We start from the raw sequence: 15,741 nt of genomic DNA, 5'->3' as shown, positions 1-15,741 counted from the left end.
CGTCGGGGCTCTGCATCGCCATGGTCCCGGTCCCGCCGCCATGGTGCTGTCCGGGACCTTCCGCCGGCGTTAAGCTGCCGCATCGGAATTCTCCGCAGCAATCGATTGGAGCCAAGCAATCCCGCTCGTGGTGCGGAAGTCACAGTTTCATTGCATAATTTGCACTTCGCATATCGCCCCCTTGCCGCGCTGCGAAAAATCCTGACATGAAGCCTTGGAATGCTGCGTCAGTACGAACTTGTCGAACGCGTGAAGGAATACGCGCCCCAGGCCGATGAGGCCCTGCTCAACCGTGCCTATGTCTATACGGTGCAGAAACACGGGACGCAGAAACGCGCCAGCGGCGACCCCTATTTCAGCCACCCGGTCGAAGTCGCGGGCCTGATGACCGAGTTGAAACTCGACCAGCAGACGATCATCACCGCGCTGCTCCACGATACGGTGGAGGATACCCTCGCAACGATCGAGGAGATCGAGAAGCTGTTCGGCCCCGACGTCGCCCGGCTGGTGGACGGCGTTACCAAGCTCTCCAAGATCGACGTGATGACCGAGAACGAGCGCGCGGCCGAAAACCTGCGCAAGTTCCTGCTCGCGATGAGCGAGGATCTGCGCGTCCTGCTGGTCAAGCTGGCTGACCGGCTGCACAACATGCGCACCCTTCATTACATCAAGAAGGAGGACAAGCGCCGCCGCATCGCCCGCGAAACCATGGATATCTACGCCCCGCTCGCCGAGCGCGTGGGCATGTACGAATACATGCGCGAAATGCAGATGCTGGCGTTCGAGCAACTCGAACCGGAAGGCTATGCCACGATCACCGGCCGGCTTGAGCAGATTCGCAGCGAGGAGGGCGGCCAGGTTGATTCCATCGCCCTTTCCATCAAGCAGGCGCTGGCCGAAGCGGGAATGAACGTCGAGGTTTCGGGGCGCGAGAAACACCCCTACTCGATCTGGCGCAAGATGGCGGAACGTCACGTCACCTTCGAGCAGATCACTGACATCATGGCGTTCCGCGTCCTCACCGATACGCCGGAGGAATGCTACAAGGCGCTCGGCATTCTCCACCAGACCTGGCAGATGATCCCGGGCCGCTTCAAGGACTACATCTCCACTCCCAAGTCCAACGGCTACCAGTCGCTCCACACGGCGCTGATCTTCGAGCGCTCGATGCGCATGGAAGTGCAGATCCGCACGCGCGAGATGCATCGGACGAACGAGTTCGGCCTCGCTGCGCACTGGGCCTACAAGCAGGGCGGGGCGCGACCCGACGGGCAGGTCGGCTGGCTGCGCGACCTGATCGAGATCGTCGACGCCAGCCACGACGCCGAGGAACTGCTCGAGAACACCAAGATGGCGATCTATCAGGATCGCATCTTCGCATTCACACCCAAGGGTGCGCTGTTCCAGCTTCCCAAGGGTTCTACGGCGGTGGATTTCGCCTATGCCGTCCATACCAATCTCGGCAATGCGGCGGTCGGCGTGAAGATCAACGGCCGCCACATGCCGCTGCGTACGCAGCTTGCCAACGGCGATGTGGTGGAAATCATCAAGAGCCCGAATTCCGAGCCGCAGCTTTCGTGGCTGGGCTTCGTCGTCACTGGCAAGGCGCGCGCCTCCATTCGCCGCGCCGTTCGCGCGAAGGAACGGCAGGAAGTGGCGGAGATCGGCGCCAAGCTGCTCGACGAGATCATGGGCCGCCTGCCTGGCCGCATCGGCAAGAAGGCGATCGACGGCGCCATCCAGCGTCTCGACATGCGCGACGACGAGGACCTAATGTTTGCCGTTGGCTCGGCGCGTCTTACCGACCGTCAGGTGATGGAAGCGCTGGTGCCGGGCAGCACCGCCGAATTACCCGATGACAGCGATTGGGCGCATACCGAACGCGCAATCTCCATACGCGGCCTGACGCCGGGGATGGGTTTCGAACTGGCCGATTGCTGCCACCCGGTCCCCGGGGACCGCATCGTCGGCCTGCGGCGGCCGGATCACAAGGTGGAGGTCCATGCGATCGACTGTATGACGCTCGCCAGCGGTACCGATTTCGACTGGCTCGACTTGTCCTGGGGCGAGCGCACGACCGGCGCGGTGGGGCGCCTTAGTCTGGTGCTCTACAATCGGCCGGGCACGCTTGCCGAGGTCACGCAGATTCTCGCGACCAACCGCGCCAATGTGACCAACCTCCAGATGGTTCATCGCGACGAGCCTTTCGGTACGTACGAAGTCGATCTGGAGGTGAGCGACCTTGCGCATCTCACGCGGATCGTCGGAGCTCTGCGGGCGAGCGAGGCCGTTGCCGAGGCCGAGCGCATCTGACGGCGCGGTTCAGGGGTCAGTATTCCAGGCTGACCCCGACCTCGTCGCCTTCCGCCAGTCCTTCGGCGCGCCGCACGCTGGCCTTTACCGGGAGCAGCCAGCCACCGTCGGACTTGCTGGGAAATACCGAAGTGGCAAAACAGGTGTCGCCGATTCGTGCCTGGACCTTGAGCGAGCCGAAGCCGCGCGCCGTTCCTTCCAGCTTGCGCATCACGGCCGTGCCGGAGAGCGCCTCTCCTGCCTCGCCGTCGATAGTGACGAAGTGCCAGGTCCCATTGCCGGATCCCTCCGTCCAGCGCCAAAGTCGCCCGGTGTGGGAGAGCTGCTCGAGCAGCGTCACGGCCTGACCTCGCGGATCGGCACGGGAACGTTGCACACGTCCACGCCTCCGGCGGGCTGAATGTAGAAGTCGTCCTTCCGGTTTGCGCGCTTCTCGAGATAGGCTGCGAAACTGCGGCTGTCGGTGGAGAGGTATTCGTAGGTGGGCAATCCGGGCACCTCGCTGCCCATGCGGACGGAGCGAATCGCCACGCGCTCGGCAGCTGTCTTGTAGAAGCCGATCTCGCCGGTGCCGCGCGGCAGGGCGGAAAGGTTTTCCATTCCCGAGATCACCCGTCCTACGACGGCGATATTCCGGTCCAGTTGGCGCGGAGCCTGCCCGATCACGGCGTAGAGTTCTGCGCCGGTGCCGGTATCGGGCGAATTGTTCCGGCCCACGCCGACCCCGCCATAGCAATGGAGAGGCCAGGCCGCCGTGCCGCTCGCTCCAGGCCCCACACCCACGCCCACGGGCCAGCCATCGACGAACATCGTGCTGGCAGCGTAGGAATCCTTGCTCGAAATGCCGGCGCCTGCCTTGCCGATCGACGCTACGTATTCGTCCTCAGGCACGGCCGTGAGCCCTTTCGGCAGCGGCTTGGCCTTCGCCGGATTCTCGCCTTCCGGGTCGCCCCACTGCACCACATAATTGTCCTGAACGCGAACCACCGCGATCCCGTCGTACCAGCGTGCGGCAACGAGCTTGCGGATGTTGCCGGTCCAGCCTTGCGAGAACGGGGCCGGCATCAACTGGATCACCACGCGCCGGCCTTTCCCCGAACCGTCGGGCGCGAGGTCCATGACCAGGAGATTCGATGGTGCGATCCGCACCCAGTCCTTTGCCGGTGCCGCTGCGACGACATCGTTCGGAGTGCGCGCAGAAGGCCCTTCGTCCGCGAGCAAAGGGGTGGCAAGAAAGGTGCAAATCGCGAGCGCGGAAAAGAATTTGTGCATCAAGTGCGTGTGGCACGACCAGACGGCTTGCGAAACCCTTCGTCGCAGGCTAGGGCGCCCGCCTTACCAGTGCAATGCGGAGCGGTGGCCGAGTGGTCGAAGGCGCTCGCCTGGAAAGTGAGTATACGCCAAAAGCGTATCGAGGGTTCGAATCCCTCCCGCTCCGCCATTTCCCTCGAACAAATGTATTCCAGCCCGCAAGGGCCTGATCGCTGTGCTCGGGGCTCGGTGATTTCCGAGGTGCGCTTTGCGTGTGGCCTGGGTGATGCGATGAAGGGCGCTGCTGCTTCCGCCTGGAATTACTCGTTCAGAGTTTTCCGGTGGAATTTGCATTTTACCCACCCGGCATTTTTTCCGCGCTGCTTGGGATTTCCGAAGACCATGAAGAGGGCGCTACCCCCGGACGGGAGCGCTAAATAAATCCGAGGTGGGCTTCGGGGATATGCCGCGCAAAACTGGCGGAAACAGCCACTTTATCCGGCGCCATTAGGCGCCTTTGGAAAGGCTGTAGATGGAGGCCCGAGCCGGAATCGAACCGGCGTGCAAGGATTTGCAGTCCTCTGCGTCACCACTCCGCCATCGGGCCATCCGTGTGGAGAGAGGCGCCCCTAACAACGGATCGTGCGATGTGCAACGCAGATTCTCCATCAAGGTGAAATTAGTCGACAGGTTCGAACGTGAGGCTCCCGTTTATCGTGTCGGCGTGAGTCAGGCGGATGCGAACCAGATCGCCGGGGAAGGCCCCCGGTACACGGGCGCTGGCCATAACGGGGAGGTCCTGGAGTTGGAGTTGGACCTTCTCTTCACGAACGTCCGTCACTCTTGCGGTGAAGCAGGTGCCTTCCATATGCGCGAGCATGGTCGCCTCGGCGAGGTCGACTACGGCTTTTTCGATTCGGGAATCGCGTGAGGCGGCGCGGGCCATGATCCGGGGAAGGGTAGTGAAAGCTTCCGCCACTTCCCGAGGCACCGTCCGGCCTTGCGTGAGAGCGAGGACGGTGCGTAGGACGTAGCGGTCGGCGAGGCGCCGCAGCGGGGCTGTCGCGTGCGCATAGGGGGCAGCTATGGCGGCGTGCCATGGCAGTTCCTCGGGAACGAAAGGACGGTAACTGGCGCCTTGGCCGGAACGGCGGATCGCCAGCATGAACGCAGCCTCTGCGGGCCGCGAAGGGTTCAGGCGGCGTTGGAACTGGGCGAGGGGCATGGCGCCGGGCCAGTCCAAGTGAAGTGCCAGTGCCGTTGTGCGCAGCTTTTCCTCGCCCTTGGTGTCCGGCATGGCCATGATGCGGAAGAGGCCGGTCTTCGCATCCAGCATCGTTTGGGCGACCGCGAGATTGGCGGCAAGTGACAGCGCGGCGTTACGGCGCTCCGAGGGTAACTGGGGCCGAAATGCCAGGGTGAAGGCGCCCGATCCGTCAACTTCGACGACCTGCTCCGGCGGGTCCACCCTTTCGGCGCCGCGCCTGTCCTCGGCGCGATCGATCCGTCTGGCGATGTCGAGGAAACCGTCCGGCAGTTCGTCGTCGCGGACGGTTTCATAGGCCAGCTTGGCGCGGCTGCGGATCATGGCCCGTTCGGCGCCGTCCAGCTTCGCTTCGCCGGTGGGATCGATCCGCACGGTCAGTATCACGGCAGGGCGGTCTACCTGAGGTAGAAGGCTGGCCGCTCCTTCGCTGAGAATCGGTGGATAGAGGCTGGCCTTTCCATCGGGAAGGTAGGTCGTCGTGCCGCGATTCCAGGCTTCACGGTCGATCGGGTCACCATCGTTCACGAACCAGGCTACATCGGCGATGGCATAATGGAGCAGCCAGTCGGCGCCCGATGCCTCGATTGCGAATGCCTGGTCCAGATCCGTGGAGCTTGCCGGGGCGAGCGTGACGAAAGGGAGAGAAGTCCGGTCCGCATGATCTTGCGGCGTGCGAGCGGCTGCCGCTTGTGCGGCTTCCAGCGTTTCGGGTGGGAATGACTCCGGGACGGAGAACTGGGTCCGAATTCGCTCCAGCCCTGCACGAAGCAGGCAACCGGGATCGCGCAATGTCTTCATGGCGGTATTGGAGCGCAATATCGGGGGTGTGGCAAGCAGAGGCGGGCGCCTTGGGGGCAAGAGGATGCGGAACCAAACCGCCTGAGGGCACTTCCTGAACTGTTCACTCAGGCGCTAGGGTGCAGTCCCGGCATTCCCATTTCTTCACGGAGTTCGACCATGATCCTCGGTGCAGTCCTTGCGGGCGGCAAGTCCAGTCGCTTCGGTAGCGACAAGGCACTGGCCGAATTCGGCGGCCATACATTGATCGCACTTGCCGTAGATGCGCTTTCGGGCTGGTGCGAGCATGTTGTGGTGGTCGGCCGCGAAACCGCGCCGGCGCCCACGCTTCCGGATTGGCCGAGGAGCGGCATGGGGCCGTTGGGCGGCCTGGCCGCAGCGCTCCACCATGCGCGCGACGAAGGCTACGAGGCGGTTTTGAGCTGCGGGGTGGATGCTGCCGTCCTGCCGGACAACCTGCTCGAGCTATTGGGAAGAGGTCCTGCCTGCCTCGCAGGGCAGCCGGTCATCGGCCTATGGCCTGCCGCTACCTTGGAAGTGCTGGAAGCTCTGCTCCATAGCGAGGAGCGTCATTCCATGCGGCGGTTTGCCGAACTGGTCGGTGCGCGGCCGATCGAAACGGCGGTTCCGGTATCGAATATCAACACACCGCAGGATCTTGCGAGGCTGGCTCGAAAGGCCTGACGCATGTCCGGCGTCAGGCCTTTCGGCATCAGTGCGCGACTGCGCGAACCTTCACGGACGTCGGCGCCCCTTCGGTTTGCGCCGACGCTTCGTCGACGGGGCAACCATCTGGAACCCTCAGGCGGTAACCGCCGGAAGGCGAGGTTTCGATAACTCCGGCCAGCCCCACGAAAGCGAGCTTGCGGCGCAGGCGCGACATGTGGACAGCCACGCTGTTGGTTTCGGGCACGAAGCCCATGCGCCACACATCGTAGATGAGTTCCTGCTTGCTGACGAACTGGTCGAGCGAATCGGCCAGGCGCCAGATCAGAGCAAACTCACGTGGATTGAGATTGAGCGGCTTGCCGTCCCCGAATGCTTCGCGAGCGAGCAGGTCAAGGGTCAGTCGGCCGATCCGCCGGCTGCGGGGCAGCCATTGGGTGAACTGCACGAGTCGGTTGGCGCGGGCGCCAAGCTCTTCGATGCAGATGCGATCGGTCACCACATCGCCAAAGCCGATTTCGAGCAGTGACGTGCGTTCCCGCGCTTCCTGGACGCCCACGATCAGGACGCATCTGCGAACTTCCTGATGAAGCGACGATAGCAGGCGCATCCACTCGACACTGTCGAGTTCGGCGGCGTCTATCAGCCCGACGCAGTCGGACGATGGTTGCCCGTCTGGATCGAGTATCCAGCCGCAGCGTTGCAGGTCGAGTCTTTCAGGCATTGTCTCAGGCGCCAGCCATCGAAATCTTGGCGCGTGGCATTCGCTCTTTCCCAGATAGGTCATTCCCCCCCCAATCTGATCAGCCCCAGTGGTGTTAAAAGAAGTCTATATACTGGGCTATGTGCCCTAGGGAACAACACCTAAATTCTTACAGGCAGGCCATTGAACGTCTGTCATGGCCTGCCTGTAGTCCAAATCAGCCTGCCGGTGTGTTCACGCCCTTCGAGGCGAGGAAGCGCTTGATGTTGCGCGCGGCCTGACGGAGGCGCTGTTCGTTCTCGACCATGGCGATGCGGACGAAGCCTTCGCCGTCCTCGCCGTAACCGACGCCCGGCGCGACTGCGACCTCGGCCTCGGTGAGAAGCTGCTTCGAGAATTCCAGGCTCCCCATTTCCTTCAGCGCAGGCGGGAGGGGCGCCCAGGCGAACATCGAAGCCTTGGGGCTCGGGATGTCCCAGCCGGCACGGCCAAACGCCTCGACCATCACGTCGCGGCGCTTCTGGTAGAGCGCGCGGTTCTTTTCCACGATGTCCTGCGGGCCATTGAGCGCGGCGCAGGCGGCAGCCTGGATCGGCGTGAATGCGCCATAGTCGAGATAGGACTTCACCCGCTTGAGCGCGGCGATCAGCTTGGCGTTACCCACCGCGAATCCGACGCGCCAGCCTGCCATCGAGAACGTTTTCGACATCGAGGTGAATTCCACCGCGACGTCCTTGGCGCCGGGCACCTCGAGGATCGAGCGGGTCGGGTTGCCGTCGAAATAGAGTTCCGAATAGGCAAGGTCGGACAGGATCCAGACCTTGTTCTCCTTGGCCCAGGCGACCAGGCGTTCGTAGAAGGCGAGGTCCACCGTCTCGGCCGTCGGGTTCGACGGGTAGTTCACGATCAGGATCGAGGGACGCGGCACCGTAAAGGCCATCGCGCGGTCAAGCGATTCCCAGTAGCGTTCGTCCGGCGTGGTCGGCACCGAGCGGATCGTCGCCCCGGCGATGATGAAGCCGAACGTGTGAATCGGGTAGCTGGGGTTGGGCGCCAGCACGACGTCGCCCGGGGCGGTGATCGCCGTGGCGAGGCTGGCGAGGCCTTCCTTCGAACCCATCGTCATTACCACTTCGGTCTCGGGGTCGAGATCGACGTTGAAGCGGCGGCCGTAGTAGTTCGCCTGGGCGCGGCGAATGCCCGGAATGCCCGAGGATGCCGAATAGCCGTGCGCGTCTTCCTTGCGGGCGACTTCGCAGAGCTTGTCGATCACGTGGGCGGGCGGGGGCAGGTCGGGGTTGCCCATGCCGAGGTCGATGATGTCCTTACCCGCCTGGCGTGCCGCATGACGCATCGCGTTGACTTCGGCGATAACGTAGGGTGGCAGGCGCTTGATGCGGTAGAACTCGTCTTCCATGACCTCGGTGAATCCATAAAACACGCGGCGAGAAGTGCCGCGCGGGTTCCTGTAGGGGAATAAGGCCCCGGCGCAAATGGCCGATACGCAATTGTGCGACGTGCAAATGATGTCCCGCGCAACTTTTGTCCGGTTGGCGGCGGGCGGTGCAGTCGATAGGTATCGAAGCGAGGGGATTCGCCCGGGATCGCCCGCTGTAAATGGAGTTCGACCGCATATGGCGACCGACGCCACCGACCTGTTCACCGAGATGTTCCGGGGCCAGGCCCAGCAGGTCACGAGCCTGTTCGGGCAGCTTGTCCCGGCCGAAGGTACGCCCGAGGCCGAGACTGCCGTTCAGTGGGCCGAGATCGCCAGCCGCATGCATTCGATCTGGACCGAGTTCCAGGTGGAGCAACTCGGCAAGGCGAAGGGCACGCCGCATTATGCCGATCCCATGAAGTGGATTGCCACGGCCGAGGCGGTCGTGCGCCAGTTGCCGTTTTCCGATCCGCAGATCCAGCAGCGGCTGTGGGGCGAAGCCGTGGATCTCGTCAACGGGGTGCTTGGTCAGTACGGTCTCGGCCCGCGGGCCGGGTTGAAGCAGGAGAACGGAGAGGCGCAGCCCGAACTGCCTCGCAGCGATCGCCGTTTTGCCGATCCGGAATGGCGCCGCCAGCCGTTCTTCGCGGTGCTTCACCAACTCTATCTGCTGTTCGCGGACGAGGTGACGCGCATGGCCGGGGCGGTCGAGGGGCTGGAGCCGGCGAAGAAGGCGCAGCTCATGTTCGCGGCGCGTGCGGTCGTCGATGCGCTGAGCCCGGCGAACTTCCCTCTGACCAATCCGGTCGCTCTGGAAGCAGCGAGCCGCACCAAGGGTGAGAGCTTGGTGCGCGGCTTCGAGAACATGCTTGACGACATGCGCAAGGGGCAACTCACCCACACGCGGCCCGGTGCCTTCGTGTTGGGGGAGAACATTGCGGTAACGCCGGGCAAGGTGGTGTTCGAGACTCCGCTCTACCAGCTGATCCAGTATACGCCGACAACGGACAAGGTGCTCAAGACCCCGCTGCTGATCTTCCCGCCCTGGATCAACCGGTTCTACATCCTCGACCTCAATGCGAAGAAAAGCTTCGTGCGCTGGGCCGTTGAGCAGGGCGTGACCGTGTTCATGGTTTCGTGGAAGTCGGCGGATGCGGGCATGGCCGGTGTCGTGTGGGACGACTATATCGCCGCGCAGGTCGAAGCGATCGACCATGTGCGCGAAAGGCTCGGCGTACCTTCCGTTCATACCATCGGATACTGCGTCGCCGGAACCACGCTTGCCGCAACCTTGGCCGTGCTGGCGCGCAAGGGCGAGGCCGACAAGGTTGCCAGTGCCACCTTCTTCACCGCACAAGTCGATTTCGAGGAAGCGGGAGACCTGAAGAACTTCGTGGACGACCAGCAGATCGAGACGCTCGGCAAGCTTTCGCCCGAAGGTTATCTCGATGGGCGCTACCTTGCCGCCACGTTCAACATCCTGCGCGGCAACGACCTGATCTGGAGCTACGTCGAGAAGAACTACCTCAAGGGGGAGGAATATCCGGCGTTCGACCTGCTCCACTGGAACGGCGACGTGACGAACCTGCCGGCGGGATGGCACCGGGACTATCTGCGGGACCTCTATCGCGATAACCGGCTGGTGGTCGCCGATTCGATGCAGGCTTGCGGTGTCCCGATCGACCTTCACCGGATCGCTACGCCGGTCTATATTCAGGCGGGAAGCGAAGATCACATCGCGCCCCCGCAGAGCGTGTGGAAGCTCACCCACTACCTGGCTGGCCCCTGGACCTTCCTGCTTGCAGGGTCAGGTCATATTGCCGGCGTGGTCAATCCGCCCAGTTCGAACAAGTACCAGTACTGGGTCAACGATGCGCGGCCGGACACTCTCGGTGCTTTCATCGAAGGGGCTCATGAGCATCCCGGAAGTTGGTGGCCGCACTGGGCCGAATGGCTACGGGAGCTGGATTCGGCTGAGATTCCCGCCCGTGGAAAGCGGCGCCCCGGCGGCCGGGGGGATAAGGTGATCGAGGATGCGCCGGGCCGTTACGTGGCCACGCGCTGATTTTGCCCCATTGCGGAGACGGTCCGGAACTTTCGCAGCCGGACCGGCGGTATCAATAGTGCCAGTCCGGCGCAGGAGTAGTCCCTTCGCCTCAGATTGGCGTGATAGAGCGCTTCGCAATTGCCGCGCGAAAATGGTGGCATCCAAGGATTTGTCCGTATTTTACTGAAACTTCGTTGCCGTTAAGCCGTTGCTTACGGGACGATGCGTCGCCCATCCGCCGTTCGAAAACCCCGCGGGAGCCACAGTTCGCCGCGGATGCTGCATTGCAACATTTACGCTGCAGCGCAGCATAAGGGCATTGACTTCGCTCCTGCGAAATCATATTGTGCATTGCAACAAAGATATTTCCGAATCGCAATCTTTCAGCTTCGGGGCCCCATGGCGGAAAATTATCCGCCGCCTCATGATTGATCGCGATCCGCCCGAGACCCGTTTGCCAGCAGGAACGCAGGAACAGTCATATGGCCGGCCAGGAAGAGACGAAGGATGAGGTGCTTGCTGAAAAGGCCTATGAGGCTGCCGCTGCAAAAGCGCCGGTAGAGGTGCCCAAGCCAGTGCCTCCTGCTCCGAAGACGGAATCGGCAAAGCCCATCTCCGACATCGCGGAAGCGGCCGTTGAGCCGAAATCGGTTGTTGCCGCTCCTGCTCCCAAGGCCGAGCCGGCTCCAGCTGTTTCCAAGGCCAGCCCGCCTGCTGCTCCGAAAACTGCCAAGGCGAAGGTTGTAAAGGCAAAGCCTGCGAAGGCGCCGAAACCGGCCGTGAAGGTCCTGGCTGCGGCGAAGCCGGCAAAGGCGCCCGTGGCCAAGGTCAAGGCTGCGCCTGCGGCAAAGATCGCTGCGGTGGCCAAGCCCGCCGCGCCGAAGAAAGTTGTTCCGGCCAAGCCCGTAGCGGCAAAGCCGGTCATCAAGGTCGCCAAGGCGAAGCCGGTCCTCGTGGCCGCCACGAAGCCTTTGGCGCCAAAAGCCAACGCGGCAAAAAAGACCGCTGAGACCAAGACAGTCAAGTTCGCAGGACTTTTCACACCATTCATGCTCGAGGAAAAAACGATGGACATGAGCGCTAACTTCGCCGGCTTCCAGGATGCCATTACCGAAGCTCAGACCAAGGCGAAGGCCGCATTCGAAAAGAGCGCTGTCGCGTTCGGCGAAGTGGGCGATTTCACCAAGGGCAATGTCGAAGCCGTGCTGGAATCGGGCAAGATCTTCGCTGAAGGCCTCCAGGGCTTCGGTTCCGAGTTCGTCGCTGAAGGTCGCAGTGCTTTCGAGACGCTGACCGGCGACATCAAGGAACTTGCTGCTGCCAAGTCTCCCAACGACTTCTTCAAGCTCCAGGGTGATCTGGCCCGCAAGAACTTCGACAGCGCCGTTGCCTACGGTTCGAAGAACAGCGAAGCCGTTCTCAAGCTGATGAGCGACGTGTTCGCGCCGCTTTCGGGCCGCGTTAGCCTCGCAGTGGAAAAGGCCCGCCAGACGGCTGCCTAAGCCGCTTCGGGTTATTTCGCAGCCATCATTTGACGGTCGGACGAGGCAACTCGTCCGACCGTTCTGCCGTCAATCGACGCAATCTTGGCGGGACATCTTGTTTCCCGGCGCTCCGATACGATATTCTGCCATCATGCTTTCCCCTGTCGTCGATTCCCAGCTGCCCCTTTCCGTGCCTGCGCACATCATGCGCGCGCGCGCCGAACGTGTGCTTTCCGCACCGGTGGGAGCGGGAGACGATCAGGATCCCGATCGGGGGGGCGGTGACGACGATCAGCTCGGCGTCGCGACCAAGACGCGGGCCAAGCCGAAAAAGCCGAGCCAGTTCAAAGTGCTGATGCTCAATGACGATTACACCCCGATGGAATTCGTGGTGCTGGTCCTCAAGCGTTTCTTTCACATGGATCTGGAGCAGGCGACGCGGGTCATGCTTCATGTCCATCAGAAGGGCGTCGGCGTCTGCGGGATTTTTCCTTACGAGATCGCCGAAACCAAGGTGAACCAGGTGATGGATTTCGCCAGGCAGAACCAGCATCCTCTCCAGTGCACGCTGGAAAAGGCCTGAACGGCTGATTCGCCTGATCCGGTCAGGGCGTGGTGGCCTTGCCGGGCGGGACCTCATACTTTTCGGCCAGAGCGCGGAAGAGAGCGGCGATGATCGCTGCTGCGGATGATTGTGCCGTGGCCTCTGCGGACGGTCCGCCATTCGGTAACGTCACTTCCGCCCAGTCGTGCAACGGGTTGAGCGATTCGATGCGCAAGAGCGCGCCGACAGGCAGCAACGCTATCGCAGCGCCGGCACAGTCGTTCCTGCCCAGAAGCCTCGCTGCTTCCCGTTCCTGAACATTCCAGCTTTCCGGGTTCGCAGGCCGCCGCCAGCGACCCAGGACCAGCATCGCTTCGCGGACGATTATCGGAGTGTCCGATCGTGTTGCGGCTTGCGCTCTGGCGGCAAAGTGCCGAAACCCGTCGGTAAGGCCTGGTATGGCGGCTTCAGGCGGGCTTTGGGGGATGGGAGGCTGGGGGATGGCTTCAGGATTGTCGGACGGCATGGCGGCTTTCGTCGGGGGGCGATGCGAGTGCAGGTGAGGCCGCTCGCGGGGATCGCCCCATTCGGCGGAAGGTTGACGCTGGCAACGTGAAACGGGCTGATTTAACCGTGAAATGGCGCAAGGTCGGGCGCGCCCGGGCGGCGAAGCTTTTGGGGGCTCCGTCCGCCGCATCCGAATGCCCGTTTGTCGCTCGACAACGGCCTGCGCGAATGTTCCCTCCGCTTGCAAAGACAATTCGCTTTGCCCACTCGCGCCAAGCCGTTAAGGGCTGGGAGCACGATTTTCTCACGACGCCCCGGTGAACCTCTCAGCGTGAAATTCTTCAGCGCCATCGATCGCTATATCTTCCGCCTCGTGCTGATGCCGATGCTCGGCATTTTTCTGCTCGCGGCATCCTTGCTCGTGCTCGACAAGATGCTGCGGCTGTTCGACTTCGTGGCGACCGAAGGCGGGCCGATCGGCGTCGTTTTCAAGATGCTGGCAAACCTGCTGCCGGAATATGCGAGCCTTGCAATTCCGCTGGGGCTCATGCTCGGTATCCTGCTCGCATTCCGCAAGCTCGCCACGTCGAGCGAACTCGACGTCATGCGTGCCGTGGGCCTCAGCTACACCCGCCTTCTGCGCGTGCCCTATATCATCGCTCTGGTTCTGGCAGCGTTGAACTTCGCGATCGTCGGATATCTGCAGCCGCTGGCGCGATATTACTACGAAGAGCTGAACTACGAGCTGAAATCGGGTGCGCTGGGAGCCTCGATCAAGGTCGGTGAATTCACTTCGCTCAAGGACCGGATCGCGCTGCGCATCGACGAAAGCCGTGACAACGGGCGTCGTCTCATCGGTATTTTCGCCCGCGTCGCGAACGAGAAGGGCCAGGTGCTTTCGATTTCTGCGCGGGAGGGGCAATTCCTGGCACTCAAGGGGGCACCTGATACGATCATCCTGCGGCTCGATCAGGGGCAGATCATTCAGGACATGCCCGGCAAGGAGCCGCGCGTCCTGTCGTTCACGCGTCATGACCTGCCGATCGAACTTCCCCAGATCGAGAAATTCCGCCAGCGCGGCGGGCAGGACCGTGAATATCTGCTGCCCGAACTTGCCAAGCTCGGCTGGAATGACAGCCTTCCCAAGGAGGAGCGGGTCTCGAGCCAGGCGAATTTCAACTATCGCATGGTTGAGGTCGTGATGATGCTGCTGCTTCCGCTTCTGGCGGTGGCCTTGGCGATTCCGCCGAAACGCTCTACGTCCGCGCTGGGCCTGTTCGTCTCTATCGTCATGGTCGTCGCCTATCACAAGGTGAACCAGTACGCGGCCGACGTTGCCTCCCTGGGCAAGATCAATCCGATTTTCGGGCTTTGGGGACCGTTCCTCATGCTCTCCGCGCTGATCCTCTGGATGTACTGGCGGGTTGCCTACGTCCCCGGCGGTCAGGCCATCGGTTGGCTGGAGAAGGGCGTCGAGATTGTCGTCAAACGCCTCAAGTCCCTGTTGAAGCGCCGCCAGAGCGGACCGCTCCTGCCTGAACCCGCGGACCCTTCCTGAGATGCAGTTCGAATTCTTTCCCTCGCGCACCCTGACCTGGTATCTCGCGCGGCTGTTCATCACCCGCATCCTGGCGGTGCTGCTGATGCTGGTTCTCGTGCTTCAGGTCCTCGATCTGCTGGGCGAAAGCGGCGACATCCTGGCTTATCCCGGTAACGGCGAAGCCCAGCTGTTCTACTATGTGACCTTGCGGATACCGCAGCTTGTCGCGCGGTTCCTGCCGTACTCGGTGCTGCTGGCGACGATCATCACGCTCGCCACGCTGAACCAGAACAGCGAGGTCATCTCGATGAAGGCGGCGGGCCTTTCGGCGCATCAGGTGCTGGCACCCCTGATTCTCGCCGCGATGGTGATTTCCGTGGGTAGCCTTGCCTTCAACGAGCGCGTGGTCACACGCGCTTCGGCGGCGCTCGATGCCTGGCAGGCCGTGAAGTACGGGCCTGTTCCCAAGGACACCAAGGCGAAGGTGAATCTCTATCTGGCCGACGGGCAGGACTTGCTGATGGCGGCGAGTCTATCCGGGAACGGCAGCCAGATGACGCTCAACGGCGTGACGTTCTATCGCCGCGATTCGAACGACATGGTTGTCGAGCAGCTGCGTGCGGACCGCGCGACATACCAGAACCCGGGCTGGCGTTTCGAGAAACCAACCCGTTTCGAAGTGGCGACGACCACGACGACGAAGCTTGCCTCCGCCACTGTCGCCCCGGGCATTACGCCGGCGAAGATCATGATCACCAATGTCGATGCCGATTCGGAAAACCTGTTCGAACTCTCCGCTTCGATCGAAGCCATGAAGGTCGCCGGACGGCGGACGAGCGAGCTTGAAGCCGCGTGGTGGCACAAGCTTTCCGGGCCGTTCTCCTCGGTGCTGATGCCGCTGCTCGGCGCAGTTGCCGCGTTCGGTCTGGCGCGGTCGGGCCAGCTTCTGATCCGCGCGGTCATCGGCATGGCTCTGGGCTTTGCCTATTTCGTGCTCGACAATGCAGCGCTGGCGATGGGTAACTTCGGCGGCTATCCGCCGTTGATCGCGGCCTGGGCGCCGTTCGTGCTCTTCGCCCTCATCGGTGAGACGGTGCTGATCCGAACCGAGGAATAGCCCGTCTTCTTCCAACATCACCGGATATGAAAAAGGGGCCTCGCGCGGATTGCGCGAGGCCCCTTT

At 62.6% G+C, this 15,741-nt stretch carries 14 protein-coding genes and 2 tRNA genes; 8 read left to right on the top strand and 8 right to left on the bottom strand.

Annotation, left to right across the window (positions count from 1 at the left end):
- Nucleotides 1-219: 219 nt before the first annotated feature.
- On the top strand, nt 220-2,313 hold the full coding sequence (locus ACXJ16_RS10040) for a RelA/SpoT family protein (RefSeq protein WP_185997986.1): 2,094 nt from the start codon (nt 220-222) through the stop codon (nt 2,311-2,313).
- A gap of 16 nt (nt 2,314-2,329) precedes the next feature.
- Here the strand turns inward: ACXJ16_RS10040 and ACXJ16_RS10035 are convergent, their stop codons facing one another.
- Both ACXJ16_RS10035 and ACXJ16_RS10030 read right to left on the bottom strand, forming a co-directional pair.
- Entirely contained in the window at nt 2,330-2,653 is a 324-nt protein-coding gene (locus ACXJ16_RS10035) for a DUF1905 domain-containing protein (protein WP_420719861.1), read from the bottom strand.
- Complete coding sequence (locus ACXJ16_RS10030) at nt 2,650-3,585, bottom strand: peptidylprolyl isomerase (protein WP_324698225.1); 936 nt, start codon at nt 3,583-3,585, stop codon at nt 2,650-2,652. Before ACXJ16_RS10030 ends, ACXJ16_RS10035 begins: the two co-directional genes overlap by 4 nt.
- A 78-nt stretch (nt 3,586-3,663) precedes the next feature.
- Here ACXJ16_RS10030 and ACXJ16_RS10025 point away from each other — a divergent pair.
- A tRNA-Ser gene (locus tag ACXJ16_RS10025) sits at nt 3,664-3,754 on the top strand.
- A 343-nt stretch (nt 3,755-4,097) separates the two neighbouring features.
- Here ACXJ16_RS10025 and ACXJ16_RS10020 read toward each other — a convergent pair.
- Together ACXJ16_RS10020 and ACXJ16_RS10015 are read right to left on the bottom strand one after the other, a co-directional pair.
- Nucleotides 4,098-4,171 (bottom strand) — tRNA-Cys (locus ACXJ16_RS10020).
- 72 nt (nt 4,172-4,243) lie between these two features.
- Nucleotides 4,244-5,629: an RNB domain-containing ribonuclease gene (locus ACXJ16_RS10015; RefSeq protein ID WP_463920603.1), complete on the bottom strand. Its 1,386-nt coding sequence runs from the start codon at nt 5,627-5,629 to the stop codon at nt 4,244-4,246.
- 159 nt (nt 5,630-5,788) lie between these two features.
- On the opposite strand from ACXJ16_RS10015, the gene mobA reads away from it, so the two are divergent.
- The gene (gene mobA, locus ACXJ16_RS10010) at nt 5,789-6,313 is read left to right on the top strand and encodes a molybdenum cofactor guanylyltransferase (RefSeq protein WP_185997983.1); all 525 of its coding nucleotides are present in this window, start codon (nt 5,789-5,791) and stop codon (nt 6,311-6,313) included.
- A 28-nt stretch (nt 6,314-6,341) separates the two neighbouring features.
- Here mobA and ACXJ16_RS10005 read toward each other — a convergent pair whose 3' ends face one another.
- Nucleotides 6,342-7,019, bottom strand: coding sequence for a winged helix family transcriptional regulator (locus ACXJ16_RS10005; protein ID WP_324698230.1), 678 nt, complete (start codon nt 7,017-7,019; stop codon nt 6,342-6,344).
- 196 nt (nt 7,020-7,215) lie between these two features.
- Complete coding sequence (locus tag ACXJ16_RS10000) at nt 7,216-8,415, bottom strand: LL-diaminopimelate aminotransferase (protein ID WP_054440116.1); 1,200 nt, start codon at nt 8,413-8,415, stop codon at nt 7,216-7,218.
- 217 nt (nt 8,416-8,632) lie between these two features.
- Between ACXJ16_RS10000 and ACXJ16_RS09995 the strand changes: the two genes are divergently transcribed.
- Entirely contained in the window at nt 8,633-10,501 is a 1,869-nt protein-coding gene (locus tag ACXJ16_RS09995) for a PHA/PHB synthase family protein (protein WP_463920601.1), read from the top strand.
- 511 nt (nt 10,502-11,012) lie between these two features.
- Here ACXJ16_RS09995 and ACXJ16_RS09990 read toward each other — a convergent pair.
- The gene (locus ACXJ16_RS09990; RefSeq protein ID WP_463920599.1) at nt 11,013-11,558 is read right to left on the bottom strand and encodes a hypothetical protein; all 546 of its coding nucleotides are present in this window, start codon (nt 11,556-11,558) and stop codon (nt 11,013-11,015) included.
- Between ACXJ16_RS09990 and ACXJ16_RS09985 the strand changes: the two genes are divergently transcribed.
- Both ACXJ16_RS09985 and clpS read left to right on the top strand, forming a co-directional pair.
- Entirely contained in the window at nt 11,551-11,985 is a 435-nt protein-coding gene (locus ACXJ16_RS09985; protein ID WP_231636075.1) for a phasin family protein, read from the top strand. The genes ACXJ16_RS09990 and ACXJ16_RS09985 overlap by 8 nt on opposite strands.
- 187 nt (nt 11,986-12,172) lie before the next feature.
- Nucleotides 12,173-12,550, top strand: a complete 378-nt coding sequence (gene clpS / locus ACXJ16_RS09980; protein ID WP_054440118.1) for an ATP-dependent Clp protease adapter ClpS — start codon at nt 12,173-12,175, stop codon at nt 12,548-12,550.
- 22 nt (nt 12,551-12,572) lie between these two features.
- On the opposite strand, the gene ACXJ16_RS09975 is transcribed toward clpS, so the two are convergent.
- Nucleotides 12,573-12,881 carry a hypothetical protein gene (locus ACXJ16_RS09975; RefSeq protein ID WP_054439919.1) on the bottom strand — a complete coding sequence of 103 codons (309 nt, stop codon included), beginning with the start codon at nt 12,879-12,881 and terminating at the stop codon, nt 12,573-12,575.
- Nucleotides 12,882-13,349: 468 nt separating this feature from the next.
- Between ACXJ16_RS09975 and lptF the strand changes: the two genes are divergently transcribed.
- Nucleotides 13,350-14,576 (top strand): LPS export ABC transporter permease LptF, encoded by a 1,227-nt coding sequence (gene lptF / locus ACXJ16_RS09970; protein WP_054439920.1) that lies wholly within the window; start codon nt 13,350-13,352, stop codon nt 14,574-14,576.
- A 1-nt stretch (nt 14,577) separates the two neighbouring features.
- A complete protein-coding gene (gene lptG, locus ACXJ16_RS09965; RefSeq protein ID WP_463920597.1) occupies nt 14,578-15,675 on the top strand; it encodes an LPS export ABC transporter permease LptG in 1,098 nt (365 codons plus the stop codon).
- Nucleotides 15,676-15,741: the final 66 nt, after the last annotated feature.

The sequence above is a fragment of the Novosphingobium sp. TK71 genome (assembly GCF_055361505.1).
Note: the sequence above shows the minus strand (reverse complement) of the source record. Positions and strands in the feature narration are given on the sequence as shown.

Coding starts and splice junctions, on each gene's coding strand:
- ACXJ16_RS10005 (WP_324698230.1), bottom strand. CDS start 7,019: ATGCCTGAAAGACTCGACCTGCAACGCTGCGGCTGGATACTCGATCCA.
- ACXJ16_RS10000 (WP_054440116.1), bottom strand. CDS start 8,415: ATGGAAGACGAGTTCTACCGCATCAAGCGCCTGCCACCCTACGTTATC.
- ACXJ16_RS10015 (WP_463920603.1), bottom strand. CDS start 5,629: ATGAAGACATTGCGCGATCCCGGTTGCCTGCTTCGTGCAGGGCTGGAG.
- ACXJ16_RS10030 (WP_324698225.1), bottom strand. CDS start 3,585: ATGCACAAATTCTTTTCCGCGCTCGCGATTTGCACCTTTCTTGCCACC.
- ACXJ16_RS09995 (WP_463920601.1), top strand. CDS start 8,633: ATGGCGACCGACGCCACCGACCTGTTCACCGAGATGTTCCGGGGCCAG.
- mobA (WP_185997983.1), top strand. CDS start 5,789: ATGATCCTCGGTGCAGTCCTTGCGGGCGGCAAGTCCAGTCGCTTCGGT.
- ACXJ16_RS09985 (WP_231636075.1), top strand. CDS start 11,551: ATGGACATGAGCGCTAACTTCGCCGGCTTCCAGGATGCCATTACCGAA.
- ACXJ16_RS10040 (WP_185997986.1), top strand. CDS start 220: ATGCTGCGTCAGTACGAACTTGTCGAACGCGTGAAGGAATACGCGCCC.
- lptG (WP_463920597.1), top strand. CDS start 14,578: ATGCAGTTCGAATTCTTTCCCTCGCGCACCCTGACCTGGTATCTCGCG.
- ACXJ16_RS09975 (WP_054439919.1), bottom strand. CDS start 12,881: ATGCTGGTCCTGGGTCGCTGGCGGCGGCCTGCGAACCCGGAAAGCTGG.
- clpS (WP_054440118.1), top strand. CDS start 12,173: ATGCGCGCGCGCGCCGAACGTGTGCTTTCCGCACCGGTGGGAGCGGGA.
- ACXJ16_RS09990 (WP_463920599.1), bottom strand. CDS start 11,558: ATGTCCATCGTTTTTTCCTCGAGCATGAATGGTGTGAAAAGTCCTGCG.